At 51.9% G+C, this 25,086-nt stretch carries 22 protein-coding genes; 9 read left to right on the top strand and 13 right to left on the bottom strand.

Features of this window, described 5'->3' with window-relative positions:
- Positions 1-41 precede the first annotated feature (41 nt).
- From tmcA to tmcD, 4 genes are read right to left on the bottom strand one after another with little or no spacing between them, the layout of a single operon-like run.
- Positions 42-443: an acidic tetraheme cytochrome c3 TmcA gene (tmcA, locus tag GO013_RS03690; RefSeq protein ID WP_163808705.1), complete on the bottom strand. Its 402-nt coding sequence runs from the start codon at positions 441-443 to the stop codon at positions 42-44.
- A gap of 10 nt (positions 444-453) precedes the next feature.
- Complete coding sequence (gene tmcB, locus GO013_RS03685; protein WP_163808704.1) at positions 454-1,773, bottom strand: electron transfer complex ferredoxin TmcB; 1,320 nt, start codon at positions 1,771-1,773, stop codon at positions 454-456.
- Positions 1,774-1,809: 36 nt separating this feature from the next.
- On the bottom strand, positions 1,810-2,469 hold the full coding sequence (gene tmcC, locus GO013_RS03680; RefSeq protein ID WP_163808703.1) for a TmcC family electron transfer complex membrane anchor subunit: 660 nt from the start codon (positions 2,467-2,469) through the stop codon (positions 1,810-1,812).
- A 15-nt stretch (positions 2,470-2,484) separates the two neighbouring features.
- Positions 2,485-3,744 carry an electron transfer complex subunit TmcD gene (gene tmcD, locus GO013_RS03675; protein WP_163808702.1) on the bottom strand — a complete coding sequence of 420 codons (1,260 nt, stop codon included), beginning with the start codon at positions 3,742-3,744 and terminating at the stop codon, positions 2,485-2,487.
- 678 nt (positions 3,745-4,422) lie between these two features.
- On the opposite strand from tmcD, the gene GO013_RS03670 reads away from it, so the two are divergent.
- From GO013_RS03670 to GO013_RS03660, 3 genes are all read left to right on the top strand, one after another.
- A complete protein-coding gene (locus GO013_RS03670; RefSeq protein WP_163808701.1) occupies positions 4,423-4,728 on the top strand; it encodes a c-type cytochrome in 306 nt (101 codons plus the stop codon).
- Positions 4,729-5,071: 343 nt separating this feature from the next.
- Positions 5,072-8,275, top strand: coding sequence for a PAS domain-containing sensor histidine kinase (locus GO013_RS03665; RefSeq protein ID WP_163808700.1), 3,204 nt, complete (start codon positions 5,072-5,074; stop codon positions 8,273-8,275).
- A complete protein-coding gene (locus GO013_RS03660) occupies positions 8,265-9,335 on the top strand; it encodes an HD domain-containing phosphohydrolase (protein WP_239057724.1) in 1,071 nt (356 codons plus the stop codon). The genes GO013_RS03665 and GO013_RS03660 overlap by 11 nt, the downstream gene beginning before the upstream one ends.
- 53 nt (positions 9,336-9,388) lie before the next feature.
- Here the strand turns inward: GO013_RS03660 and GO013_RS03655 are convergent, their stop codons facing one another.
- Entirely contained in the window at positions 9,389-10,552 is a 1,164-nt protein-coding gene (locus GO013_RS03655; RefSeq protein ID WP_163808698.1) for a M20 family metallopeptidase, read from the bottom strand.
- Between the two features lie 174 nt (positions 10,553-10,726).
- Between GO013_RS03655 and GO013_RS03650 the strand changes: the two genes are divergently transcribed.
- The 5 genes from GO013_RS03650 to GO013_RS03630 all read left to right on the top strand — a co-directional run bounded on the left by GO013_RS03650 (position 10,727) and on the right by GO013_RS03630 (position 16,229).
- Positions 10,727-12,295 (top strand): ABC transporter substrate-binding protein, encoded by a 1,569-nt coding sequence (locus tag GO013_RS03650; protein WP_163808697.1) that lies wholly within the window; start codon positions 10,727-10,729, stop codon positions 12,293-12,295.
- Positions 12,296-12,371: 76 nt separating this feature from the next.
- Positions 12,372-13,346, top strand: a complete 975-nt coding sequence (locus GO013_RS03645; RefSeq protein WP_163808696.1) for an ABC transporter permease — start codon at positions 12,372-12,374, stop codon at positions 13,344-13,346.
- A gap of 9 nt (positions 13,347-13,355) precedes the next feature.
- Positions 13,356-14,243 carry an ABC transporter permease gene (locus GO013_RS03640; protein WP_163808695.1) on the top strand — a complete coding sequence of 296 codons (888 nt, stop codon included), beginning with the start codon at positions 13,356-13,358 and terminating at the stop codon, positions 14,241-14,243.
- On the top strand, positions 14,240-15,223 hold the full coding sequence (locus GO013_RS03635; protein WP_163808694.1) for an ABC transporter ATP-binding protein: 984 nt from the start codon (positions 14,240-14,242) through the stop codon (positions 15,221-15,223). The genes GO013_RS03640 and GO013_RS03635 overlap by 4 nt, the downstream gene beginning before the upstream one ends.
- A gap of 4 nt (positions 15,224-15,227) precedes the next feature.
- Complete coding sequence (locus tag GO013_RS03630; RefSeq protein WP_163808693.1) at positions 15,228-16,229, top strand: ABC transporter ATP-binding protein; 1,002 nt, start codon at positions 15,228-15,230, stop codon at positions 16,227-16,229.
- A gap of 537 nt (positions 16,230-16,766) precedes the next feature.
- Here GO013_RS03630 and GO013_RS03625 read toward each other — a convergent pair.
- The 8 genes from GO013_RS03625 to GO013_RS03590 form a co-directional block, all read right to left on the bottom strand.
- A complete protein-coding gene (locus GO013_RS03625; RefSeq protein WP_163808692.1) occupies positions 16,767-18,101 on the bottom strand; it encodes a sigma-54 dependent transcriptional regulator in 1,335 nt (444 codons plus the stop codon).
- Positions 18,098-19,585 carry an ATP-binding protein gene (locus tag GO013_RS03620; RefSeq protein WP_163808691.1) on the bottom strand — a complete coding sequence of 496 codons (1,488 nt, stop codon included), beginning with the start codon at positions 19,583-19,585 and terminating at the stop codon, positions 18,098-18,100. Before GO013_RS03620 ends, GO013_RS03625 begins: the two co-directional genes overlap by 4 nt.
- 139 nt (positions 19,586-19,724) lie before the next feature.
- Entirely contained in the window at positions 19,725-20,411 is a 687-nt protein-coding gene (locus GO013_RS03615) for a hypothetical protein (protein ID WP_163808690.1), read from the bottom strand.
- 2 nt (positions 20,412-20,413) lie between these two features.
- Positions 20,414-21,691 (bottom strand): sulfite exporter TauE/SafE family protein, encoded by a 1,278-nt coding sequence (locus GO013_RS03610; protein ID WP_163808689.1) that lies wholly within the window; start codon positions 21,689-21,691, stop codon positions 20,414-20,416.
- 69 nt (positions 21,692-21,760) lie between these two features.
- Positions 21,761-22,132, bottom strand: a complete 372-nt coding sequence (locus GO013_RS03605) for a response regulator (protein WP_163808688.1) — start codon at positions 22,130-22,132, stop codon at positions 21,761-21,763.
- Positions 22,129-22,515 (bottom strand): response regulator, encoded by a 387-nt coding sequence (locus GO013_RS03600; RefSeq protein WP_163808687.1) that lies wholly within the window; start codon positions 22,513-22,515, stop codon positions 22,129-22,131. The genes GO013_RS03605 and GO013_RS03600 overlap by 4 nt, the downstream gene beginning before the upstream one ends.
- A gap of 22 nt (positions 22,516-22,537) precedes the next feature.
- Positions 22,538-22,969 carry a response regulator gene (locus tag GO013_RS03595; RefSeq protein ID WP_163808686.1) on the bottom strand — a complete coding sequence of 144 codons (432 nt, stop codon included), beginning with the start codon at positions 22,967-22,969 and terminating at the stop codon, positions 22,538-22,540.
- Entirely contained in the window at positions 22,962-24,665 is a 1,704-nt protein-coding gene (locus tag GO013_RS03590) for a PAS domain-containing sensor histidine kinase (protein WP_163808685.1), read from the bottom strand. Before GO013_RS03590 ends, GO013_RS03595 begins: the two co-directional genes overlap by 8 nt.
- A gap of 197 nt (positions 24,666-24,862) precedes the next feature.
- Between GO013_RS03590 and GO013_RS03585 the strand changes: the two genes are divergently transcribed.
- Entirely contained in the window at positions 24,863-25,063 is a 201-nt protein-coding gene (locus GO013_RS03585) for a hypothetical protein (RefSeq protein WP_163808684.1), read from the top strand.
- The last annotated feature ends 23 nt before the right edge of the window (positions 25,064-25,086 follow it).

Here is a 25,086-nt window from a genome sequence, read left to right as displayed (position 1 = left end):
CAATGGCTTCCGGGGGCTTTCATATTTTGTTGAGCTGAGGGCTATTTGGGGTGGCATTCTCCACAGGCCACAGGGCCTTTGGCTGCCTGTTCGTGGCAGTCAATGCACTGCTTGTGGTAGGCGCGCATGAGCGGGGTTCCGCCGTCAGAGCGTTCTACGTCGTGGCATGATGCACAGCTATCGCCTTCGCTGGAATTTTCCATGTCCTGTTTGCCATCATCGGTCATGCCGTGGTGACAGACAATACAATCATCCAACTCAGCCTTTTCATTGTGAGCGTCATGGACAAAGGGAACCTGAGGACGTTCGAGCTTGGCGAATGCATCCACGGGAATCAGTGTCATGTCGTCTTGCGCAAAAGCGGCCGGAGCCATGTATGCGATGACCAACGCGATGATGGTCAGCATGGAGGCCGCAAGCTTCATGGTATTTTTCTTGTGCATGGCGTCCTCCTTAGAGTTCCGGTTTTTCCATCAGTTCGTATATGATATCGCCAATGAACTTTCCGTGCATTCCGAGATCATAATAGCCGATGATGTCTTCAATACCGCCGTGGCAGTTGTGGCATGGGATGACAATATCCTTGACGCCGGTGTTTCTGAGCTGGTCAGCTTTCACACGGTTGCCTTCCATGCGGGTGTTCTTGAACGGCGGCCCGCAGTTGATGACACCACCACCGGCGCAGCAACAATAGTTGTGCTCACGGTTGGGAGTCATTTCCACGACTTCTTCACAGAGGAAGTGGACCACATCTCTCAGCTTGTCCATCAGACCACGGCCACGAATGACGTTGCACGGGTCCTGAATGGTGACAGGCTTTTCGTATTTATGGGTGATCTTGATTTTCCCTTCCTGAATCAAATCCCAGTAGAATTCGATCGCATGGATGACGGGAACCGGCATTTCCTTGTATCCGAGCCAGCGGTTGCCCATGTCGTAAATCGACCGGAAGGCATGACCACATTCGCCCATGACAATGCGTTTGACGCGCAATTTCTGAGCGGACTCGTAGTGAGCGCGTTTGATACGGCCCATGTTTTCAAAGTCGCCGACGTACATGCACATGTCCGAGTTATCCCAACCGGGATGGGACGGCATGGTCCAGTCAATACCGGCCGCGTTCATGATGGCGGCAGCCTGGTAGATGAGCTGGGTCCGGAACTTGGGTTCGGGGCCGATGACCGAGTAATAGACGTCTGCGCCTTCCTTATCGAGAGGGATGCGCAGGTCAGGGAACTCGTCACGGGCTTCGTCTTCCTGCCATTGCAGGGAATCAATCCACTCGTCATCCTTGATCCACATTTGGTTCATGGTGGAGGAGTGGGAATGGGCCGTGTCGCGAATGTACTGCGGAACAACGTCCAGCAGGTAGCAGATGCGGCGGACCATGGTCATTATATACGCAATGTCGATGCCTACTGGACAGTAGTGCGCACACCGTTTGCACAGGTTGCATTCGGTGAAGGCGATCTGGGCCATCTGATAGATGCGCTCAGGCGTGACTTTGCCTTTTTTGTCGATCAATTCATACATGGTCTCCGTTGCTTTACTCACTGGGGAGTAGCTCGGATCCTGGTCATGTGACATGTAGAAGTGACATCCCTGTGAACAGAGACCGCACCGCATACATGTCTCTTTGTATGCTTTCAGCTTTGCTCCGGTTTCGCCTTTAAGCGTTTGGTTGACCACTTCCTGAATTCTTTCGGTGGTCAACCCGGCGATACCGGCTTCAAGGCCGACATCAGGTACTATTCTGTCAGCTATGGTACTCATTATTGATAACCTCGCGTTACTTTGGTTAGTTGTGGCCTACCAGTCATTGGCGTGACGAACGCCGCCGAATTCCGAACCCATGTACGCCCTCGTGAACAGGATGAACAATGCGTGGCTCAGACGGGTGAACGGGATCAACGCAATAAGCAATTCTGCGAAGATCACGTGCAGGGTCGTCATCACGAGTACCGAACCGACCTGATGATAGGCCAGAACGCCAGTGATGAACGGCAGCACAACAAGAATCAAGGCAAACCAATCCTGATTGCGGGTTATACCCTTGACATGCGGCAGCGTGAGCCGGCGGTATGCGAAGATCGCACAACACACGATGGCCAAGATGCTGATGATGTCACCCAGATATGTGGGCAGGCTCGGAATGCTGATACCAAATGCAGTGTCCCAGAGAACAACATGTGCGTTCAGGAACACGGCGACCAACAGGAAAGCGATGTGGAACACAAATGTGGTCACGGTCGCGAGGGGGTCAGACTGCCAGCCTTTGGACTTGAACGGGACCATCCATGCGAGGATGGAGCGCAAGCCGTAGAACCAGCTCATGTATGCCAGTGAAGAACCGTCTTTGGCCTTGGCCAGAGCATACATGCTCACCAGACGGTATACTGAACCGATGATGAAGATGCCGAAGGCAACCCAGGCGAGGGGGCCAGTGACGAAAGTATATATATCAGTCATTGCGTCTCCCTTCGCTTAGAATTTCGCCACTTCCGCGACAATGCGGATGTAGCTGTTGTTTTCAATGGCGCGGATGAGCACCTTGGTCCCGTCTTCGTTGAAGACCGGAGGCCATGCGTGATCAAAGTCCCGCTCAAACGGTTTGCCATTGACGAGAATACGGCGTTTGCCGTCTTTTTCGACCATGACTGCGGCGTTCTTGGAGTCGGCGGAGAAAGTCACCGGCCAGGCCATTTCATAGGTGCCGGGCCAGGCTTTTCCGTCAACCAGGATGTTGAAGTCGGCATTGTATTCGCTTCCCAGAACCGCAGCGCGTTGGCCGTCGGGGCTGATGACCAGGTCGGTCACTGTCGAATACGTGGTATCCCATGGTGCGTTGTCACAGGCTGCGGTGAATTCACCGTATCCAGTGGCGACGATGGCCCACAGTTTGCTGCCGTCTTCCGAGTGTTGCAGTTCGAGACACTGCTCGTAGCGAGGTTCCCAAATGACAACACTGTCGCGAGCTACGCCCCATTTGCCCTTGATACGAACAGGGGCGGCAATGGTGCCGTCTGCCGGGTTGAATGTGGGTTCCCAGACCTGGTTGAAGGTCTGTGCCCACGGCTTGTCATTCACGACGATGGTGTTGTCATACGCCGTGACGCGTGCCTGTGCGGCAACAACATCACCAGCGGCGTTGAACCTCGGGGTCCAGACGTTCAGATAGCGTCCTTCCCACGCCTTGCCATCAACAGCCACGGTGTAGACACCGCGTTTGAAGACTTCAATGTCAGCGGCCGGCATGTTTTCAACCTGAGCAACGCCAGCTGTGTGCAGTCCGTCGGCGGACAGTGCAGGCTGGTTGACGTTCTCATAGACTTCTTCCCACGGCTGACCATTCAAGGCGATCGAGTACCGCTCCATGGCTTTGTGCATGGTGGCAATACCGGAACCGTCTTCACTGATGAGTGTGTCCCAGATGAAGTCGGTGGCTTCACCGACCATTGTGTCGTCTACAGTTAAAGCCCATTCCATGTCTTGTTGACAGATGGTTGTGAGTCTTTCGTCCGGTGTAAATTTCGGATACCAGATTTTTTCGTAAACGTTTTCCCAAACCGAATCGTTGGTTCGAACGGTGAATTCGCCATCGCCAACTTTGACGATCGCGGCCAGAGTTTCGCCGTCATGCGAAACATATGGTTCTTCTTGCCATTCGTGCCCTTCGAGTGGGGAGAGGGATTTGACGACCGTTCTCTGGCCGATTTCCCAATCCCATGAGGAGATTTTTCCCATAGCACCCCCTTGTGTGTGACGCCGTATTTAGTACGGCACAATGCGCCTCGCCCATGCAAGGCAGGCCAATAAATCAAATGTGGTAGAAATCGTCGTCAATCGGCTTTTGTTGAAGCTCATCGTGACGAGTTCAAAACCAGAGGATGTAATACGATCAAAACAGTGCTTTCACTATTTCGGATCGCGGCGTGCATCCCTTCCCAAAAACGCACCCCAATCCAATGCTGCTTCCTGCAGCTGTCGAAGTTATTGCATGAGTGAGCAGCCATTCAATCATCTGATATATCAGATGATTTGTGGCTACCGTCCTCCTACGGACCAACGACATGGTTCTCTATAACCATAGCGAGTGTAAATAGTCCATTCTTTTCACTATAAAAGGACTGTTTCTTAGGAGATAAAAACCCACCAGTTTGGTGCCAAATTCGGGATGTGAATCAGTCTTTTTGAGCCTCTGAAATGATTGAAAAATTTGTGCTCGTGGAGTTTTGAATGGGTGAAACAGCCCATTCATTTGAGCTGGAACAAGTGACATAAAGCCCATGCGATATTCTTGAGACAAATAGACTCTTCTGGCCTTGTCTGTGTTCGGAAGCATGGCGGTTTGCATCATAACAGGTTTCGTTTTATTCTGTTACGTGATGGTGTGTTCAGACAAATCGAACTTTGGGGGAACTCATGAAAAGAATGCTTGGATTGGCACTGGTAATCGTGTGTTTCGCGGTGACAGCAGCTTTTGCCGTCGATGGTGGCGCGGTGTACAAGAAACGGTGTGCCAAATGCCATCGGGACGGGACCAACTCGTCCAATGCCGGGGGTGGAGTTATCCTGAAAGGACAGAGCCGTGGCGAGATTCTCATGAAAATGAATGGATACGCCGATGGAACCTACGGCGGTAAAAAAAGGAAAACCATGGCCCGTATCGCAAAACAGTTTGATACGCAGGAGACAAACGCGCTTGCCGACTATATCGGTAGCATGTGATTTTAGTGATTTCAGGTCAGTAAACCCATATCGTCTGATACGATGTGGGTTTTTTTATGAGTATCTATTTTCTTTGAAAACAGGACCTTGTGCTGACAGTGTCTGTGTGCGGGCTTATTTTAATTGCAATGAAAGCCGTCTTGGATTCGGTTTGATTCCGTGATACAGGCATAGGTGTTTTGTATAGATATTCAGTCTGTTAGGCTGATATTTGAGTGGAAACCCTGCGGTGTGGGGAAGACTCGTTTGGATGAATTGATGTATTCAAGACAAAAACGAGCGGTCTAGGGCCTTTTCTTGTCCCTTGTATGTGCCGTGCCGTTTTCGCAAGGTATTGGTTCGTATGAAACCTTTTCATTTCCGTGAATTGCTTTTGCGGAAAATGTATTTTTTTCTGGCTCTGATCGGGGCCTCTTTCCTTGTGGTTTTTGTCTTTTTCCTATCGCAGGAAAACAGTCTGGAACAGTCACTTCAGCGTGAACAGAACCAGCGAGTCAAGACGCATATCAGCCTCATTGTGCAACAAGAAATCCGTTCGTTACAGAATCTCTTCCATTATATGATAGTATCCGATTCGATCAGTGAACTGGACTCTTTATCCAAGGAGATTGGTAAAGGGACGCAACTGGTCAGATCTGCCATGGATGTCATGGAGCACGGTGGAACGTATGAGAACCAACTTGTGATGAACTCTGATACCGGGGCTGCCGTGAGTTGGCCTTTTTTCTATATGGCCGATACGCAGGATGCTGCAAATGTGTCGGCGGTTGCATTGCAGGCCAATCTGAGTGTGCTTGAAGCCTTGCGGGGAGAGAATTATAGGGCCATGAAGCAGGCCCTGCGTGACTTTGGTGGGCTTGAAAAGGAAAAGTTCGCCTTTTTTCATAAGAAGATATCAGCATTATTCTCGTTGTTGGTTGAGAATTCCGACCAGGTGTATAGAGACAGCCTTAAGTCCGAGCAATTCGCGGAAAAGAAGCGGAAAAAGGTGGCTCAGTGGTACAACCGGATTGCGTTGGCTGTGGTGCCGGTTTTTTTGGTCGTGGCTGGCCTGATGGCATTGTGGATACTCCGTGATGGTCGTCGTTTGCGTCAAGAACGGGCCGAAGCTTTGGCTGCCATGGCCGCGACTCAAAAAAATCTTGAAGGGGTGGTCTTCAAGCGCACCAAGGCGTTGCGACAGGAAATTGCCGAGCGTCGATTGGCAGAGAAACGGTTTGCCGCTCAGGCCGATTTTTTGACCACGGTCATTGAGTCGCTTGGGCATCCTTTTCATGTCATCAACGCGGCGGACTATACCATTTCCATGTCGAATCAGGCCGCTCGGGACAAAGCTCTCGGAAATGGTCCCTATTGTTACTCCCAAAATTATGGACTCGATGTCCCGTGTATGACCAAAAGCGAATGCCCTCTGGAAAAGGTCAAGAGGACTCGGCAGCCGGTGCGGGTGGAACACGAGGTTGTGACTGCGGATGGAGAACGCCGTTTTTTGGAAGTGCATGGCTATCCTATTTTTGACGCGGCGGGGACAGTGGTCCAGATGATTGAATACAGTCTGGATATTACGGAAAAATATTTGGCTATCCGCGCCTTGGAACAGTCTCGTGACGAGCTAGAACGAAAAGTGCATGAACGGACATTTCGTTTGGAAAAGGAAGTGGAGCACCGGGTTGAAATCCAATATGAACTTGAAGCGAGTGAACGGCATTTCAGAGCCTTGATCGAGTGCATTCGCGATGTCATTGTCATTTTGGATAGGAATGGGATCATTCATTATATTTCGCCGTCAGTTGAGACAAATCTGGGATATGACCCTGATTCGTTGGTCGGAGTTTCCTTCAAGACTGTGGTGAAAGTGGGGGATCGATCTAACCAGGAAGATCCTCCTGATATGTTTTTTTGGGATGCTGCGAAGAGCGATGCGCCAGTGGAGCATTTGACGCTCAGTGCCAATGGAGTGGTGACGCATATGGAATCTCGGGTGCAGGATCTGTCAGACGATCCGGCCATTGGTGGATTGTTGATTACCTCTCGTGATGTCTCGGCCCGGAACAAGGCCGAGGAGATGAAGAATCGTCTGAATATGGTCATCGAGCAGAATCCTTCGAGTATCGTGATTACGGATACCTTCGGTCGTATTGAATATGTCAATCCGCAGTTCGAGCGATTGACCGGGTACAGCCGGGAAGAAGTGGTGGGCAAGAATCCGAGTATGCTCAATTCCGGACTGACTGATCCGGCCTTGTTTGTGAGCATGTACGAAGCGATTTCCAAGGGAGAGGTCTGGCAGGGGGAATTCATCAATAAAAACAGGGCAGGAGCGTTGTATACGGAAAATGTGATCGTGGCCCCGATCAAAAATACTCGGGGCGAGGTCATCAATTACGTGGCCCTCAAGGAAAATATCACGGAACTCAAGAAGGCGCGGGAGCAGGCGGAAAGCGCGGACAAGGCCAAGATGGAATTCCTGTCGCGCATGAGTCATGAATTGCGCACGCCGCTCAACGCTATTATTGGCTTTTCCAAAATTCTCATGGAAGACAAGCCCGGGACCTTGACGGACAAACAGAAGGAACGCGCCAATCGAATCCATGTGGCCGGGAATCACCTGATGCAGATGATTTCTGAAATTCTCGATTTTTCTCGTATTGAAACCGGGAGTTTTTCTGTTGAATTGGAACCCGTCTGTGCCCGAGATGTTCTTACGGAAAGTCTGATGTTGACAGAAAATATGGCTCGGGAACGGAAGGTTGTTTGTACGGTGGATGGGTCGTTTGGCTCGGTGCCGCCGTTGCTTGTGGATCGGATTCGTTTCAAACAGGTTCTGGTCAATGTGGTATCGAACGCCATCAAATATAATGTGGAGAACGGCTCTGTTACCTTGTCGTCAGAAATTCAAGAGGGCATGGTGGCTATCAGTGTGTCGGATACGGGTATAGGTATCCCGAAAGATCAACAAGATGCCATTTTTACACCATTTACCAGAATGGTGGCAGAACATTCCGAAATTGAGGGGACCGGCATTGGCATGACTATCACCAAGCAATTGGTGGAGGCGATGCATGGGACCATCGATTTCGTGAGTACGGAAGGCGAAGGTTCGACCTTTGTTATCACATTGCCCATGGACGGTGCGCCCAGGCCTGTTTCCGGGGAAGAGCCCGGTTTTGTTTTGCGTGATATGCCGGCAGTGTGCCTGTTGTATGTTGATAATGATCCGGATCGGATCAGCTCCATGCGGGAGCTTGTGGTTGAGTGGCCCGATTTGACGATAATGATCCGAAGACAGTGGGACAAGGCCGTCAAGGCCGTTGATTTGCTCAAACCACAGCTTGTCCTCGTCAATGCTGCTTTTCTCGGTTCGGACACGGTGGGTTCCATGCTCGAATTGAAGGAGGGACATGCTGTTGTCCCCATGATTTTCGTGGTCGGAGACGACAGAGATCTGCCCCCGTTGGCCGGGGTTGATTGTCATTTGCGTGCTCCATTGTCAGTGCAGGATATTGCTGCTGCGTATTTGAAATTGCGGGAAAAGAATGATGATTGATACATCGATACTGTATTCGTCGAGCATTTTGATTGTTGACGATAATCCCACCAATATTGCCTTGCTTGAAGATATTCTGGAAGAGGAAGGGTACGGCAATTATGTCTCGACCACCGACCCGTGTTGTGTGGTCGATCTTCATGCAAAGGAACATTTCGATTTGCTGTTGTTGGATATTCGAATGCCCCGCATGAATGGCATTGAGGTCATGCACGCGTTGCAGGAACAACATCAGGAAGAATATTTGCCCATACTGGTTTTGACCGCGCAAACCGATCAGCAGACCCGACAGCGTGCGCTTGAAGCCGGAGCCAAGGACTTTTTGACCAAGCCGTTTGACCATTGGGAAGTGCTGCTGCGAATTCGGAACATGTTGGAAACAAAATATTATTACAAGCGGCAGGTGATGCGTGGGAATATCCTCGAAGAACAGGTTCGGGAACGGACTCGTGCCTTGCGGGAGGCGCAGCTCGAAATCGTCCGTCGATTGGGTCGGGCTGGTGAGTATCGGGATAACGAGACCGGCGCGCATGTTATTCGTATGAGCAAGGTCGCGGAAATTCTGGCCCGGGGCATGGGGTTGCGTCCTGAGTTTTGCGAACGTATCCTTCACGCCAGCCCCATGCACGACGTGGGAAAGATCGCCATTCCAGACGCCATCCTTTTGAAGCCGGGACCGCTGAATCAGGAAGAGTGGGAAATCATGAAAAGTCACACCACCTTTGGCAGTGATATCATGGGCGATCATCCGTCGGAAGTTATCCTCATGGCCTCGGAATTGGCATTGTGCCATCATGAACGGTGGGACGGCACCGGCTATCCAAATGGACTCAAGGGAGAGGCGATTCCTCTTGCCGCCCGAATTGCGGCGGTGAGTGATGTCTTTGATGCCCTGATGTCCCGGAGGCCATACAAGGACCCGTGGCCGGTGGAAAAAGCGGTCGAATATATCAGAAAATCTTCAGGATCACACTTTGATCCGCAGGTGGTGGATGTTTTTCTGTCCTGCCTTCCCGAGATCCTGGCGGTTCGGGAGAAGCATCCGGACCCGGAGCATTGAGCGTGAACCGAGGCCGACCATTTGAGATGGTGCAGTCGGCCTCGGTGTGAGACTTATGCGTATTTTTCGTATGCCCTGATTGCGCTGAGTGCGGTCAATATCGCTTGGCGAACCATGGAGTCAGCCCGCATGGTTTCATCAGGAGTGTGCAGCTTGTCGCCCGATGTGCCGAGTCCATCCACCACGGGCACGCCAGCCTCGGAAATGACATTGGCGTCGGAGCCGCCTCCACGGAAGCAGGATTTGACGGTGAGGCCGAGTTCTTTGGCCGCTCGATCAACCGATTCAAACAGTTGGAGATTTGCCTCGTTGGGAACCATGGGGGGCCGTTCGACTTCAATGTCGAGTGTCGCTGAAGTCCCTGGCACTTTTGGTGCGTTGACGATGGATTGGATTGCCGTCCAGACCGCGTCGCGTCCTTCTGGACTGGTGAACCTGGTTTCGACCCGGGCCGTTGCCGTGGCCGCGATGGTGTTGGGACCAACGCCGCCTTCGATCACACCGACATTGAGGGAGGTCCCGGCTTCGGGATTGTTCAACGCTTCGAGCGCGGTGACCATCTGCGCGATTGTTGCGATGGCACTGGCCTTGTTCGAGGGCGCGTTCCCGGCGTGTCCCGCTTTGCCTGTGACAGTCAATTCAAAAACGATTCGCCCCTTGCGGCCAGTGACAATTTCGCCACCATTGGCTCCTGAACCTTCCATGACAAAACAGAAATCGCGTTTTTGGGCTTCTTCCACGATGAAGTCGCGGGAGTGGGGCGATCCGATTTCTTCGTCTGAATTATAGGCAAAACCAACGGGAAGCCGGTCCAATGCCCCGATTGCCTGGAGAGCCTTGGCTGCGAAAATTCCCACAACCAAGCCGCCTTGCATATCATAGACACCCGGTCCATATATGGTATTATTGACTTTTTTGTATGAATTGAATCCCATTTCCGGTGGAAAAACCGTGTCCATATGACCAATCATGAGCAGACCGCCGCCGTCTGGATGAGCTGGGCTTGTTGCCGCCAGGTTATCTCCGGTCGTCTCGCGAGGTTGACGGCGGGTGGAAAACCCCATGTCCTTAAAGGTGCTTTCGAGGATATCAACAACCTCGTTTACACCGTCCTTGTTTCCGGAATAACTGTTGATATTGACGATTTTTTCAAGAAGCGCGAACATTTCCTGTTCATTTTTCTCAAGATAATTTTTGAGTGACTGAACTATTTCCATGGCAGGTTTTCCTCTGGTTGATTGACAATAAAAGTGGTTTGCATGATAGCGTGCGCCAAATATTTGTTCAAGAAAATCAATGTACGGAGTTTTTTCATCGAATATATTGATTTTCTGGTGAATTTATGACATTTTTGTGAGCCTTTCTTGGTACAAAATCACAAGGAGAGATTCATGAAAAAGAAACTGTTGATCAGCTTCGTCATCATGGCGAGCTTGGTTCTCGGCGCATCCATCGGGATGGCCAAGGACCTCACCATCGGTCTCAAGGGCGAACCAACATCGCTCGACCCCCATTTTCACAATGTGACGCAGAACAACCAGATGGCCCTGTGGGTTTTTGACAAACTCATTTTGCAGGATCATCATCAGAAGTTGTATCCTGGCTTGGCCGAGTCTTGGGAACCTGTCAGCAACACCGTGTGGGAATTCCATCTTCGTAAGGGCGTGACGTTCCATGATGGTTCCCCGTTTACTGCGGAAGACATGAAGTATACCATTGAGCGTATTCCGAATGTTCCGAACTCTCCGTCGTCTTTTTCCGGCGCAGTGGGAGCGATCACCGAGGTCGAAATCGTTGATCCGTACACTGTCCGCATCCATACCGCAGAGCCGGCCCCGCTGATGCCGCGTAACTTTGCATCCTTTACCGTTGTGTCCAAGAAAGCTGCTGAAGGTAAGGGCACCGAAGATTTCAATTCCGGTGTTGCCTGCATTGGTACCGGTCCCTACAAGCTGGTTGAATGGGCCCGTGGTGACAAAATTGTGTATGAACGCAATGATGACTACTGGGGTGTCAAACCCGAGTGGGAAAAAATCATCGTCCGTCCCATTTCCAATGATGGAACCCGCGTTGCCGCGTTGCAAGCCGGTGATGTTGATCTGATCAACTTTGTGCCGCCGTCTGATGTCAAACATCTCAAGGCAGCGAAAAACATTGTCCTTTCGCAATCTCCTTCTACTCGTTTGATCTATTTGCACCTTGATTCCGACCGTGATGATTCCCCGATGATTACGGACAATGATGGCAACAAGATCAAGAATCCCCTGAAAGATGTTCGCGTTCGCAAGGCCATCTCCAAGGCGATCAATCGTGAAGCCATTGCCGCTCGTATCATGGATGGTCTGGCCATTCCCGCAGCGCAGATGCTGCCTGCCGGCTACGAAGGAACGTCCAAGACACTCAAGCCTGAAAAGTATGATCCCAAGGCAGCCAAGGCCCTGTTGGCCGAAGCCGGGTATCCTGAAGGATTCAAGATTACGATTCATGGTCCCAATGATCGGTACGTCAATGATGGCGACATCGCTCAGGCCATTGCCCAGATGCTGACTAAGGTCGGTATCAAGACCGAAGTCAACACCATGCCCAAGGCCGTGTATTTCGGAAAGGCCTCTGCGTTGGAATTCAGCATGATGCTGCTTGGGTGGGCCACTGATACCGGTGAGCACTCCAACTGTGTTGGCGCATTGTTGCATACGTATGACAAGGACAAGGGCTTTGGCGCCGCCAACCGTGGTCGCTATTCAAACCCTGTTGTTGATGAGAAGCTGGAATTGGCATTGAAGACTGTCGATCCTGCCGAACATAACAAGATCCTCATTGAAAGTGTCGAAGCTGCCATGAATGACGTCGGTATCGTTCCGATTCATTTCCAGGTCTCCGTTTGGGGTTCCAAGAAGGGCTTGGCATACAATGGCCGTACTGATGGATATACATTGCCTCACGAAATCGTGTCGCAGTAAAATCGTTTTACAGACTTGCTCCGAGGGAACGCTTGCAAGGGCGTTCCCTCGTTTCCCTCGTAAATAAAGGACAGAAATGCTCGCGTTTCTCATTCGTCGCATCACCCAGAGTGCTGTCGTGCTTTTGGTCATGTCGGTTTTGGTGTTTGTCGGTGTGTATTACATCGGCAACCCGATCGACATCTTGATCGCACCCGACGCAACTCCGGCCGAGTACGCTCGTGCCGTCAGCGAGTTTGGTTTGGATAAACCGCTGTGGGAACAATACTTCATATTTCTCAAAGGCGCTCTTCACGGTAACTTCGGAAATTCGTTCGTCTACAACGAACCTGCGCTCAAAATTATTTTTGATCGACTTCCGGCCACCTTGGAGCTTGCTTTTACCGCCATGTTCATGGCTGTTTTCCTGGGCATACCGCTTGGCATGATCGCTGGAATCCAACACGATAACTGGATTGGACGCAATATCATGCGTTTTTCCATTCTCGGTTTTTCCCTCCCCACGTTCTGGGTCGGATTGATGCTTATCATCATCTTCTCCGTGCATCTGGGATGGCTTCCATCCGGTGGCCGAGGGGAACCTGTCGAGTTTCTCGGTATGCATTTCAGTTTTCTTTCCTGGAAAGGTCTCTCGTATCTCATTCTTCCGGCGTCTAACCTGGCCTTGTTCAAGACCTCGCTGGCCATCCGGCTCAGTCGTGCGGGTGTGCAAGAAAATCTGCAAATGGATTACGTGAAATTTGCTCGGGCCAAAGGATTGTCAAACACGCGAATCATCGGATTGCATGTCATGAAAAATATCATGATTCCGGTCGTGACCGTGCTCGGTATGGAATTCGGCAATCTGATTGCGTTTGCGGTTGTCACGGAAACCATTTTTGCATGGCCCGGCATGGGCAAGCTGGTCATTGACTCCATCGGAGTGCTCGACCGGCCTATCATCGTGGCATATTTGCTGATTACGGTGACCATGTTTATTCTCATCAATCTGATCGTGGACATCATGTACTCGGTCCTTGACCCCAGGGTTCGCCTGGGCGACGAGCGATAGGGGGAGGACATGGCACAACAAAGTGAATCCCTGTTTTGGCAGGCTGTTCAGGAGTTTTTTGAAAGCCGGGTGGCGACCATCGGGCTGATTCTTCTGACGATAATTGTGGCTGTTGCGTTGATGGCTCCGTACATCTCGCCGCAGAATCCATATGATCTCATGACGATTGACATAATGGATTCCAAGCTGGCCCCGGGCAACACCTCTTTCGATGAATCCATGACCTATTATCTCGGGACAGACAGTCAGGGTCGGGATATGCTCAGTTCCATTCTCTATGGACTTCGTATCAGTCTGGGCGTTGGCGTGTTGTCCACGGTGATTGCGCTCATTATTGGTGCGGTCATCGGTCTTTGGGCTGCGTATCAAGGAGGGAAAACCGATTCGTTCATCATGCGAACGGTGGATCTTCAATTGAGTTTCCCGGCGATTTTGGTGGCGTTGATACTGCTTGCCATTCTTGGCAAGGGCATCGACAAGATCATTCTCGCTCTCGTCATGGTGCAGTGGGCGTATTACGCACGTGCTATCCGAAGCAATGTCCTTGTTGAACGGAACAAGGAATATGTGGAAGCGGCAAAATGTCTGGCCCTACCCAATCGGCGCATCATGTTTTGTCATGTTTTGCCAAACTGTATGCCCGAATTGATCGTCATTTCGACGGTGAAGGTGGCCGGAGCCATCGCCCTTGAAGCGACCCTGTCGTTTCTTGGTCTGGGGATGCCCATTACCAAGCCGTCACTCGGTTTACTGATCGCCAATGGTTTTAAGTTCCTGCAAAGCGGTTATTATTGGATCAGTGTGTATCCTGGTGTTGCTTTGTTAATCCTCATCGTTTGTATCAATCTGGTCGGTGACCGGCTACGCGATGTATTGAATCCGAGGTTGAAACGATGAGCGCACCTCTTCTCGAATTGAAAGACCTCCAGACCTATTTCTATACCCGTGCGGGTGTGGTCAAGGCGGTCAATGGAATATCACTCACCGTGAACAAGGGTGAGGTTGTCGGTATTGTTGGTGAATCCGGTTCCGGAAAATCCGTCATGGGTTTTTCCATCATGGGATTGGTTGACCCTCCTGGCCGTGTTGCCGGTGGATCGATTCGGTTCAAAGGAAAAGAGCTGGTGGACCAATCCGAAGCGGACTGGCAGCATTTCCGGGGAAATCGTGTGGCCATGATTTTTCAGGACCCCATGATGACCCTGAATCCGGTCCTGCGTATTGACACGCAGATGATCGAAGCCATTCGTGCTCACGAAAACGTCAGCAAGGCAGAGGCGCGTCGTCGGTCTGTCGAAGCGTTAGGCATGGTCGGTATTCCTTCACCGGAAGAACGCATCAAGGCCTATCCGCATCAGTTCTCTGGCGGAATGCGGCAGCGTGTCGCCATTGCCACTGGGTTGTTGAACAATCCCGATCTGATTATTGCGGATGAACCAACCACCGCGCTCGATGTGACCATTCAGAGTCAGATTCTTGCAGAAATGCAGAAGTTGTGTCGCAAAACCGACATGGCACTCATGTGGATCACCCATGACTTGACTGTCATTGCAGGATTGGCCAATCGGGTCGCTGTCATGTACGCGGGGACCATTATCGAGGAAGGGCCGGTTCAGGACGTCCTTGATGCGCCACTGCATCCCTACACCGAAGGGTTGATCGGGTCGGTTCCCAGCCGGAACAGGCGGGGCGAAAGACTTTTTCAGATTCCAGGCATGACGCCTTCTCTTATCAATTTGCCGGAAGGCTGTCCGTTCAGGATGCGCTGTTTCCGGAGTTCGGAAAAATGTCTCCAAGTGCCGCCCGTGACGGTGATGGACGATGGCCGCAAGGTCTGTTGTTTCCATCCGGGTAAACAGAACAGGAGCAACGGATAATATCATGAGTGACGAAAAAACACCGTTCATCCGCTGTGAACATATCAGCAAGGTTTTTCAAAAGAAGTTGGATTTTGCCAGCAAGGCCGCTCGCAAGCTCGGTGCGAATATCGTCGAGGAGCGCGTGCAGGCCGTTGACGATGTGAATCTGTACGTCAATCCTGGCGAAGTCGTCGGGCTGGTCGGTGAATCCGGTTGTGGTAAATCGACTTTGGGCCGAATCGTATGCGATATCCTGCGGCAGACGTCAGGGGATATTTACTACAAGGGAAAAAACGTTGCCGAGATGTCTGCCGAGGAAAAACTCGACTATGCCATCAATGTGCAGATGATTTTTCAGGACCCGTTCGCCTCGCTCAACCCGCGCAAACGCGTCAAGGCCATCATCGGCGAAGCCCCATTATATCACGGTTTGACCACGTCCAAAGAATTGGACGACTATCTCGATTCCGTCATGGAATTGTGTGGGTTGGACTCTTCATACAAGAATCGCTATCCGCATCAGTTCTCCGGTGGACAACGCCAGCGTGTCGGCATCGCCCGCGCCATGGCCGTTAAGCCGGAATGTCTGGTTTGCGACGAATCCGTGGCCGCGCTCGACGTCTCCATTCAGGCGCAGATTCTCAACCTGTTCATGGATCTGCGGGAGCGACGCAATTTGACCTGTTTGTTCATCTCGCATGACCTCGGAGTGGTCGAGCATATCTCTGATCGCATCGCAGTCATGTATCTTGGTCGGATCGTGGAAACCGCTCCAGTGGATGATTTGTTTGAATCGCCATTTCATCCGTACACCCAGGCCCTTCTGAATGAGGTGCCTCGGCTGGAAAAACGGGGTGTGGATTTTTCACCGCTTATCGGAGAAATCCCCTCACCGCTCAATCCTCCCTCCGGTTGTCATTTTCACCCGCGTTGCGCTCATGCAATGGATATTTGCAAACACGAAGCACCAAAACGACGTGAAATTGCGCCCGGGCGATATGCCTGTTGCCATCTCGATTCTTGATGAATTGACCTTCTATCGTTTTCACCCGACCTCGCAACAGCTGTTGTGGGGTCTTTTTTTGGAGCCTACCGGCAGTCGCCTTCAGCGGGAGCCTACCGGCGGTCGCCTTCAGCGGGAGCCTACCGGCGGTCGCCTTCAGCGGGACCAGGACGCTGTCCTGGACCTGCCAGAGACCCTTTTGAAAAAGGGTCTCTGGACTCTCCAAAACTTTTTGGGTCGCTTCGCGAAGGGTGTCGGCAGCATTTGTTCGTGCGGCTCTTGGAAGGTCGTTGTAAAAAAATGTATTTTTTACAGACTCGATATGAAAACTTAAAACGTATTCTTTTTGCAAAGTCCTCTTACTTCTTTACCCATCCCCTTTTTCATATCCCTCCCCTGCTTCTTCAATCCCACTCAATCGATAACGGATGCCCTCGCCGAAGGCGCGCCAAAAAGTTCTGGAGGGGAGTCCAGAGGGGAACCTCTTCCAAGAGGTTCCCCTCTGGCCGTCGGAGACATTCCCCGCCGCCCCGGCGAGGGGGCGCTGAAGGCAACCGCTTATGAATCGGAGCCCATTCGTTTGAGTTTTTCGCGGAGGGTTTTTCTGTTGATACCGAGGATTTCGGCGGCTCGGGTCTTGTTGTCTCTGGTCATGGCGAGCACGTTGAGAATGTGCTCGGCTTCGACTTCTTCGAGGGACCGGTCGATGCGTCCACCGGCTGGCAGACTGAAACGCATATCTTCGGGGAGGTCGGTGACTTCGATGATGTCCCGATCAACGATAACGGCCAGACGATGGATGAGATTTTCCATTTCGCGGACATTGCCGGGCCAGGGATGATTTCGGAGTGCGTTGAGGGTCTCGTCGCTCAAGACGGGGGGATTGCGGCGCATGGCCTTGGAGAATTTTTTGAGAAAATGGTTGATGAGCGCGAGAATGTCGTCTCCGCGTTCACGCAGAGGGGGAACGGGGATATCAATAATATTGATACGATAGTAGAGGTCTTCGCGAAAACTGCCTTCTTCGACAAGCTGTTTCAGGTTTTCGTGCGTGGCGGCAAGGATTCTGGTGTCTGCGGTGAGAACCTTGCTGGACCCGACCTTGCAGAATTCCTTGGATTGAATCACTCGGAGGATTTTGGCTTGCATGTTGGGACTGGCGTCGCCGATTTCATCGAGGAAAATGGAGCCGCCGTGGGCTATTTCGAAGAAACCGGCCCGACCGTCCTTGGCACCGGTGAAGGCCCCTTTGACATGGCCGAAGAGCTCGGATTCGACGAGTCCTTCGGGGATGGCGGTACAGTTGACCGGGACAAAGGGAGCGGATCGCCGATCACTGTTGTAGTGAACTGCCCTGGCAACGAGTTCTTTTCCGGTGCCGGAATTGCCGGAAATGAGTACGTTGGCGTCACTTTTGGCGGCCTGGGAAATGCGTCGAAAAACCCGTTTCATTTCCGGGGAATTGCCGATGATGCCGAAGTTGTCGGGCGGGGTGTCGCCGGTGCTGAGAATACGTCGCCTGAGCAGACGGTCCACAATTCGTTGAACAGCGGTCAATAATTCGTCGGCGGTGAATGGCTTGGCCAGATATTCGCCGGCACCGTCCTTGATGGCCTTGACCGCGCCTGGAATGGAAGGGTAGCCGGTAATCATCATGATTTCAGTTGCTTGGTGGTTGTCACGAACATGTTTGATGAGATCGAGTCCTGTGGCCTGGGGCATTCGAAAATCCGTAATCACAAGATCGATGGACAGTTCGTCAAGCAAGGGGAGGGCTTCGGCGACGGATTGGCAGGTGTAGACTTCGTATCCACCGGATTGGAGATTGCGCTTGAGCACTTCCAGCGTGTTTGCGCTGTCGTCCACGGCGAGGATTTTAATGTGATTACTCATGGGTATACCGTTGTGTTGCGTTGACTGGGAAAGGCAATTTCCACCTGAGTTCCTTTGTCAAGAACGGAGTTGACCTGGATGAAACCGTTGTGCGCCTTGATGATGCCATGCACCACGGACAGGCCCAATCCGGTGCCTTTGTCCACGTCTTTGGTGGTGTAAAACGGGCTGAACATTTGTTTGAGGGTCTCTTGTGCCATGCCGCTCCCGGTGTCTTCGACGATAAGATAGACATCACCTTTGTCAACGGTGCGGGCAGTCAGGGTGCCACCATCGGGCATGGCCTGGATGGCATTGGCCGCCAGATTGACCACGACCTGCTTGATGTGTTGCGGATCTGCCATGATGTGCGGGAGGGCATCGTCGAATTCTCGTTTGATGGTGACCTTGGACCGCTTGGCGTTGGCCGAAGTGATGTGCAGTGCCTGGTCAACCAGTTCATTGAGATTGACGGAAATTTTTTGCGGCGGAAATTGTCGGCTGAAAAACATGAGTTTGCGGATGATTTCGCGCGCATGGAGTGACGAATCCACGATGTTGCCGAGGTCGTTGGTCGTTTGGTCCGGGAGCTTTGGCGTTTGCAGGGCCAGCTGGGCAAAGCCGAGTATGTTGGCCAGAGGTTCATTGATTTCATGGGCCACCCCCGCTGAAAATTGGCCGATTTTCGCCAGCCTGTCGGCCTGACGGAGTTGACTTTCAAGGGTCAACTTGGCGCGTCGGGTTTCTTTTTTGCCCACGAGAATGGCGATTTGTTTCGTGACCATGACGAGAAACCCTTTTTTATGCCGGAGCATGGCAGGGGAGGGATTGATCTCGTCGTTGTTTACGGAGACGGTCAGCATTCCCCGATGGTCTTCGTTGACCGTGATTGGTTCGGAAAAGGTGTGGACATCGCCAGGCCGGCCTCGTGTTTGCCAGATGTCACCGTCCAGGCTGAGTCGGACATGCGTCCGGCTGGGGTCCTTGAAGGCGTGGGGCAAAAGGTGGACAACTTGATCCAGCATGGCCGAGAGTTTGGGCTTCATGCTGGTCATGATCTGGCTGATTTTGTACAGACAGTCGAGTTCCCGGTTGCGCTCGATGAGGGAATACCGTTCCCGGAGCAGGCCTTTTTCACGGAGGATGAGATTGGTCACATCCTGGCCGACACAGAGCAGGCTGATGACCTCTCCATTGGAATCAGTCAGAGGTTTGAGGTTCCAGTTGACATAGACGGTATCGCCATCGCTGGCGGAGATGACCCCGGCAAAGGCGGAAATTTCATGATCCTGAAAACTCTCAGTGATGGCGTGCCGGGCGGCAGTCCGGTCTTTTTTCGGAATGAATGTCTCGAACCAGTCTCGTCCGGCCAGCTCCTGCATGGTGTAGCCGGAAAGGAATTCAAGCTCGGAGTTTCCGTGGATGATCCTCCCTTCGAGATCGAGCGTGACCACGATGCCGTGGGTGAGCTGCATGACCGTTTCGTAATATTTGTGGAGGTTCATCATATTTCCTTTATGAATTTAAAATATATGGAAATCAGTGATGAGTAAACAGCTGAAAGGATGACGCTGTCTCATGGGGGGCACGACCCGGCCTCTCGGGAAGGCCGAGCCGTGCTGCATGGGGTATGCGTTTTGAATCTTAATGGCTGAGTCTCAACCCCCATCCTTCGAAGAGGAAGAGAATCGCAAAGCCGTACCAGAGTGTATAGAAGACATAGAAGGCCAGGGAGAATATAACCAGACCGGGCTTTTCCGAGATGTGTATCGGCTCGACCTTGTAGTAGTTATATGCGGCTTCCACGCCCTTTTTCTCCACGGTGTTGGTCACCTTGGCCGCTTCGAATTCGCCTTGTGCCTTGAGTTCCTTGTCCATGAGCTTCAGTGTGTTCCACCAATTGAACATGGCCCGTCGTGGGTCCATAGAGTACTTGGCTTGGAGTATGTCGCCCTTGTTGTGATACATGGCGTCGCAGTCCGTGAGGGTTGCGTCGAGAATGGCACCGAGCGACCCGCTCACATGCAGGGTCTTTCCCTTTTGTTCCGCAGTGATGCCGACGGTAGAAAACAGCATTGTTGACTGTTTTGCTTCAACGTCACTGTCGTAGGTCATGGTCAGGTCAACATTCAATGCCGAATACTGACTGGTTTCCTTTTTGAGAGCTGGTGCGTATTCAACCGAGCCTTTTGAGATTGAGTTGTACAGGTTATCCAGATATTCCATGGCATTGTGTCCATGATATATTGGTTGGAACATGAAGAACAAGACCACGAAGAAGGCGATGAGGAGACCGGCGCCTCCGTAGAATTCCTTTTTATTATGAATCATTACTATGCCTCCTTTCTCTTGAGCGACGAGATGTTCTTGAGGAACGTTCCGATGACCCAGACGGAGAACCCTCCGATGACGATGAAGAACGCCCATATGCCAATATCATTGAGTATTGCTCCAACACCGGGCGAGATAGGAATGATATCCATTTCACCAAGCTTGCCGGGCAGGGCAAAGATTCGGTTCATGAAACCGGCCAGAACTGCCATGGCGTAGAAACCACGGATGGTGATGCCGGGGACGACCTTGGTGACCAAAGCACCGATTTGGATACCGAGCAGTGAGCCGATGAGCATTCCCATGGCCAGTGTGTAAAAGATGAAGCCGTAAATGGCGTACTGGGTGATCGAGGCAAAACCGGCGGTAAAGACGATCTGGAAGATGTCGGTACCAACGGTGGTCATGGACGATACGCCCAGCACGTAGACAAAGATCGGGAATGTCAGGAAGCCGCCGCCGACACCCATGATACCTGCTGCCAGGCCGACGAGTCCGCCGGACAGGACCAGGAAGACCCAGGAAATCTGGCGTCCGCCGGGGATCAGGTCTTGGTCGAACTTGATCATGGGCGGGAATTTGACATCCTGAAGGGACTTGGACATGGAACCGAGTTCCGCGCCTTCCTGTCCACCGTGTGCGTCGCCGCCGCCACCGGCCTTGCGGGAGCGGAGGAAATCGGTCAGGGCGTAGATGCCGAGGAATCCGAGCATGACAGAATAGATGGTGGTGATGAATGCGTCGCTCAAGACCGGGTTGATCTCGTAAAGAACGCGGTTGATAATACCGCCAGCCGTTGCACCGATGACCGCGCCGATGAGGAACACGGCGGCCAGTGGAACGGAGACATTGCCGAGTTTACGGTGAATGACACTGCCCATGATCGCCTTGGCAAAAATGTGGAACAGGTCTGTTCCAACGGCCAGGATGCCCTTGATGCCTGCGGACATGAGGGCCGGGGCGATAATGAAGCCACCACCAGCACCGATACATCCGGTAATCAGACCGGCACCAAGGCCGATGGCGATGGATACCAGGAAAATGCCCAGGCTGTAAAAAGCCGGGCTATAGGCTTTTTTGCCCCCAAGCAGATCGGGGAGAACCGGGCTGATGTCATCGGCAAAGGCAATACCACCAATAATGATAGGGATGATCATCAGGCCAATAAGCATGAGCTTTTTGCGACTGCTCACAATGGACTTGGCATTTGCGATTTCCCACTCTGCCATGGCTCCGGCCCCGGCGAGCATGAACTTCCCCCATTGACTGAAAAATCTCATGTGTATCCTCTCTTCCTTTAGGTGTTGTATCGTTTGGTCTTTCATTCCAGAGGGAATAAAATTCCTGATTCACATATCATTTCCAATTGCTTCACGGATCTTGTTGACCAATTCGTCAATTTCGACCGGTTTCATGATGTATCCGCAGGCACCCAATCCCATGCTTGCAAGGACCATCTCGGTGTCAATGTGGGCCGTGAGCATGATGACCGCCACCTTTGGGTGGTTTCGTTTGATTTCGCTCAGGGTCCGCAATCCGTCCATGCCCGCCATCTTGATGTCGAGCAGGATGACATCCACCGGAGTGTCTTCGAGTTTCGTCAATGCACCGTGCCCACTGTCAACGGTATGGATATCCATGCCACGTCGCGACAGCCTCTTTCCAAGGGGGGTGCTAAAGTCGATTTCATCATCGACCAGGAGAACGGTGATTGGTTTCATGACGCTTTCTCCAGGCCTGCCTGTTGAACAATCATGTCCAGCAGTGTGTTGAAGTCGAACGGCTTCGACAGGTATCCCGCCGCACCGTTTTTAAGACAGGCGGCCCGTGCCACCTCGCACCCATGGCCGGTCAACATGATGATGGGCATTTGGGGAACGAGCAGTTTGAAAACCTTGAGTATTTCAAGGCCGTCCATCCCTTCGAGTTTCAGATCCACAATGGCGATATCAAAATCGTGATTCCTGACAATCCGGATTGCTTCTTCGCCGCTGGACGCGGTCCATGTGGAGACACCCCGACGTTCCATGCGTTTGCGGAGGACATCCGCAAAGCCTGTTTCATCATCCACGATGAGCAGTCGAATTTTGTTGGTGCCTTTCATGATTCGCTTCGTTGTGAGAGTGTTACGCCATGCGGTGCGCAATGTCGGAAACCCGGGCATCCACTGCCTCGGCTTCGTGATCCTGCTTCAACGCGACAGCTTCAAGAATCTTTGCATTCAGTTCGCCGAAATCACAGGGCTTCATGAGGTAATCATAGGCGCCGTGCTGGATACCCTCGATGGCTGTCGGGACTGTGGCGTGGCCGGTCAGCATGATGACTTCGACCAGAGGGTATGCGTCCTTGATCTCCTGAAGAACCGTCAGGCCATCCTTGATGGGCATTTTCATGTCCAGAATAACGACTTGAATGTTCGGATTTTTTGTCAATTGTGTCATGGCCTCGTCACCATTGAAGGCTTTGAAGACCGTCATGTTTCGCTTGCCCAGCCGCTTGGCGACCGCGTCTACGAAACCCACTTCATCGTCCACTATCAATACGGTGGCATCAGTCATGGAGTTTCTCCTTTGAGGGTTCCTGATTCATGGGGTGTGGCAGGGGAAAACGGAGAGTGAACCGTGTCCCTTTTCCCACAGTGCTTTCAACCTCTATTTCACCACCCATTTGGTGGATAATTCCGAAACATATGGACAGGCCGAGACCGCTTCCCTTGCCCACGGGTTTTGTCGTGAAAAACGGATCGAATATCCGGTTCAGATTTGCTGCCGGAATGCCAGGACCGGTGTCTTCCACAAGAATGAGTGCAGACCCGTGTGACGTGGTGCAGATGATGGACAAGACTCCCCCGACTGGTTCCATGGCCTGAATGGAGTTGTTGACCAGATTGAGCAACACTTGTTGTAATTCCGTAGTCGAAGCAGTGATTTTCGGGAGATTGGGATCGAAATTCAGGGAGAAATCCACCTTGGCATACTTGGCCTGCTGCATGGAAATATCCACAACCTCTTCGATGAGTGACGGCAGGGATATCTCGGTGACGCGAGAGTCGGATTGTCGGGCGAAGCTGAGCAGCTTGTGGGTGATATCCTTGCACCGTTGTCCCTGCGTGCGTACCTGACGCAGCGCGCGGTCGATTTCCGGGGCAGCTGTGATCTGGCCCTTTTCATCGTCCAGCAGATCACTCACCCAACCGGCTTCTTCGATCATGATGGCGACCGGGTTGTTGATTTCATGGGCGATTCCCGCTGCCAGTTCGCCGATGGCCGCCAACTTGCCAGTTTCCACGATTTGTTTGCTCATCAGTTCGGATTCCACATCCATGGATTGAAGCCGGATGACCAGCTTGCGGGAGATCAGGATGGCTGTGGCCACGATGGCACAGCCACCCAGCAGGAAAATGAGCAACGTGACTGATTCACTGCGGGTCATGGCGGAAAAGGCGTCCGCATAGTGTTGTTGATAGACCAGTGTCCACTCGCCGTTTTTCATGGGAGATGAAACCGTGATGTATGTTTCATCGTTTTCATCCAACCCTTCGCGGATGGTCACGCCTCGAACGGCGGCCGGAACAATCGATGATTTGGCCGGATCGAGCGAGATGGTGTGGTTGTTGAGCGGGGTTGTCTGGTACACGCCATCCTGATTGAGGATATAGGCCCGGCCCGTTTCACCGATCCGAATGTTTTCGACAATGGAGCTGAAGGCGAGGAAATCAATGGATGCCCTGAGTGTCCATGGCGTTTTTTCCATGTTGTTGATGGTAATGATGAAATGAGGGGAGCGACGAAGCCCCATGAAAACATCACTGATGTACGTGGTCTTGTCCCGGGACTCTGTGTACCACTCCGCTTGAGAGTAGTCCGCACCGAGCAGGTCGAGCGGGCCGGCATAGGCCACTTGCTTGCCATTTTCATCGATGACACCGAGGTCAACGAATATACGGCCATATTGTTGGCGCAGCCCTTTGAGTGTCTTTTCGATAAACACGGGGTCCGACAATTGATCGTAGGTAAAGACCTTGTTCAGGTATTGGATTTCAGAAAGCTTTTCCTTGAGAAAAGTATCTATTTCGTGCTTGTGCTTATCAACCAGTTCGGCCAGATGTGCGTAAACCTTTTCATGGTAGATGGAACGGAATTGGTCGAAAATCAGTCCGCCGACCAGGATCAACGGAGCCAGCGAAACCGCGATGATGGTCAACGCGATGTTGCGTGAGAGCTTGTTGTACGAGACGTTCTTTTCAGAAGACATGGCTCTTTCCCGTTTTCTTGGTGCAGTTCCAGATAACTCGTCGAGGTCCGTGGGTCTCGGTCTCTAAAAAAGCAAATGGTGTGCCATGACCATGATGGTCTATTGCCGATGGGGAAAGGCTGAAAATACGGCTTTTTCCCCGTAATCAATGAACTTTTATTTTGTAGCCATCAGGACCATTCTGGAAGAGTCGTGCTGTGGCGAATCAGAAAAAAATGGTATTTCTTTATTTACAGGAAAAATCGGTACATTTCCACCCAGTGGCACTTTTTGTTCCACTGGGTAAAAATGGGGCAGAAACGGTGCGTTTAAAAGCTGATGGCGAAAACGGAAAGGAGGCGGTACTTTTTGTACCACTTGAGCAGAAACACTTTGAAGGTATGTGTTTCATTTATTGAAAAAAATGTTGTTTTGGGGAAAA

This window comes from Pseudodesulfovibrio sp. JC047, from assembly GCF_010468615.1.
Lineage (GTDB): Bacteria > Desulfobacterota > Desulfovibrionia > Desulfovibrionales > Desulfovibrionaceae > Pseudodesulfovibrio.
The sequence above is the reverse complement of the archived record's forward strand: the minus strand, read 5'-3'. Positions and strand labels throughout refer to the sequence as shown.